Genomic DNA, 2,026 nt, shown 5'->3' with positions numbered 1-2,026 from the left:
CGCCTTTGCCTGGGTCTATCTGCATGGCAGGGAAGACAAACCCTGGCTGGCGCAGGGCGCGCGATACGGCATCGCCATCGCATTGCTGAGCGTGATTCCGATGTATCTGATCTATCACGTGGTGACGCCGGTGCCGTTCGCCCTTGCCCTCAAGCAGATCGTGTTCGACACCGTCCGGGTGGTGCTGATGGGGATCGTGGTAGCCTGGATCAACCGTCAGCCGCTGTAGCCGAAATAGCCGGGGAGACGGATCAGCCCGCATCCGCTCAGTGCATCCTGAACCGGATCGGCACGGTCTTCGGGCCGCAGACGAAATTGGAAACCGAGTTTTTCGGCTCGCCGTCGAGCTCCACGCTGTGCAGGCGCGGCAGCAGCTCTTCCCAGAGAATCCTCATCTCCATCCGGGCGAGATGCTGGCCGAGACAGACATGGGCGCCATAGCCGAACGCCAGTTGTCGGTTGGGGGCGCGCCCGACATCGAACGCGAACGGATTTTCAAACGCGGCCTCGTCGCGGTTGCCGGAGGGATAGGCCAGCATCAGCCAGTCGCCGCTGGCGATCTTCTCGCCCGCCAGTTCGGTATCCTGCGTCGCCGCGCGCATGAAATGCTTGACCGGCGTCACCCAGCGGATGGCTTCCTCGACCAATGCCGGGATCAGCGAAGGGTCGGCCTTGAGTTTGGCAAACTGGTCGGGCCGTTCGGCCAGCGCCCACAGCGCGCCCGAGGTGGTCGCCGAGGTGGTGTCATGGCCGGCGGTAGCGGCGATGATGTAATAACTCATCGCCTCGAGATGCCCGAGCGGCTGGCCCTTGATGGCGCCGTTGGCGATGACGCTGGCCAGATCGTTGCGCGGGTGCTTGCGGCGGTCCTCGGTCATGGCGTTGAAATAGATCATGAAGTCGACGAAGGTCGCCTGGATCGCCGCGATGCGGGCCTTGTCGTCGATCTCGGCCGATCCGGTCCGGCTGAGCTCGGGATCGGCGTTGCCGAACAGTTCCTGGGTCAGCCTGAGCATGCGCGGCTCGTCGAGTTCCGGCACGCCGATCACTTCCATCACCACGCGCAGCGGATACAGGAACGCGACGTCGCGGGCGAAATCGCAGCGCCCGCCATAGGCGGCCATGCGATCGATGAAACCGCGGGCGAGTTCGCGGATGCGCGCTTCGAGCTGACGCAGGTTCGGCGGCATGAACCAGCCCTGGGTCAGGTGCCGGTAATTGTGATGGTCGGGGTTGTCCATATGCACCAGCGTCCGCACCATATGCGGGCTGCCGCCGGTGATCTGCAAAACCTTTTCCTTGGCCTCGACGGTGGCGAGGGTGACGAAATCGTCGCCGTTGTGGAACAGCTCGTTCTGGCGTTCGACGGCGAGAATGTCGGCATGACGGGTGACGGCCCAAAATGGATGGTATCGATCGGGTTGGACCTTGGCCAAGGGCGCTTCCCGACGAAGCCAGGTGAAGGCGTCATCCACGCGCTTGCCATCGGCATAGGCGCGCGGGTCAACGATCGCGTTCGCAATATCCTGGGGAACCTGCATGGCCATCCCTTGTTCAATGCAGATGGAGCGTCCTATCGGCAAGAATCCTCGTTGTTGACGCGCAGGCAGCGGGTCGGTGATCGAGCGATACCAGAGAAAGCGATCGTCCGACAGCAGCGACCCGATGAAGCCATTTCCGGGGTGCTCGGCCGCGCCGCCGCATTGATCCCGGTGAAGGGTCAGGGCCGACGGCGCCGCTTCACTGCGCCACCCGCTCCAGACTTACGGTGCACATGCCATCACAGCCAATGGCCCTGGATGCGGGCGGGGTCAGATCGACCTCGCGGCGCGGCCAGAACCTGCGGTTCGGCCCCTTGTCCGCCACCGTGCAGACCACGGATTTTCCGTTGGCGACATTGGTCACGCGCAACTTCCGGCCAAGCGGCTCAAGCATGTGCGCGCAGACCAGGTCCCGATGCGGATACAGCCGCTTGCCGTCGGCCGCGACGGTGTCGTCGAACTCGGTGGCGATGCCGCCATAGGGC

Annotated in this window: 3 protein-coding genes; 1 reads left to right on the top strand and 2 read right to left on the bottom strand. The window is 64.1% G+C overall.

Going from position 1 to position 2,026, the window contains the following annotated elements; translation table 11 throughout:
- Positions 1-229 (top strand): hypothetical protein (locus WCE35_RS06050; RefSeq protein WP_424592439.1); only part of this gene is annotated, 229 nt, incomplete at its 5' end.
- A 37-nt stretch (positions 230-266) separates the two neighbouring features.
- Here WCE35_RS06050 and WCE35_RS06045 read toward each other — a convergent pair.
- Positions 267-1,541, bottom strand: coding sequence for a cytochrome P450 (locus WCE35_RS06045; protein WP_424592438.1), 1,275 nt, complete (start codon positions 1,539-1,541; stop codon positions 267-269).
- 199 nt (positions 1,542-1,740) lie between these two features.
- Positions 1,741-2,026, bottom strand: a 286-nt coding sequence (locus tag WCE35_RS06040) for a septal ring lytic transglycosylase RlpA family protein (protein WP_424592437.1), incomplete at its 5' end; no start/stop codon positions are given.

Source organism: Bradyrhizobium sp., assembly GCF_049691595.1.
Taxonomy (GTDB): Bacteria; Pseudomonadota; Alphaproteobacteria; order Rhizobiales; family Xanthobacteraceae; genus Bradyrhizobium.
Note: the sequence above shows the minus strand (reverse complement) of the source record. Positions and strands in the feature narration are given on the sequence as shown.

What these genes read in the sequence shown, in the direction of transcription:
- WCE35_RS06045 (WP_424592438.1), bottom strand. Translation starts at nt 1,541, where the DNA reads ATGCAGGTTCCCCAGGATATTGCGAACGCGATCGTTGACCCGCGCGCC.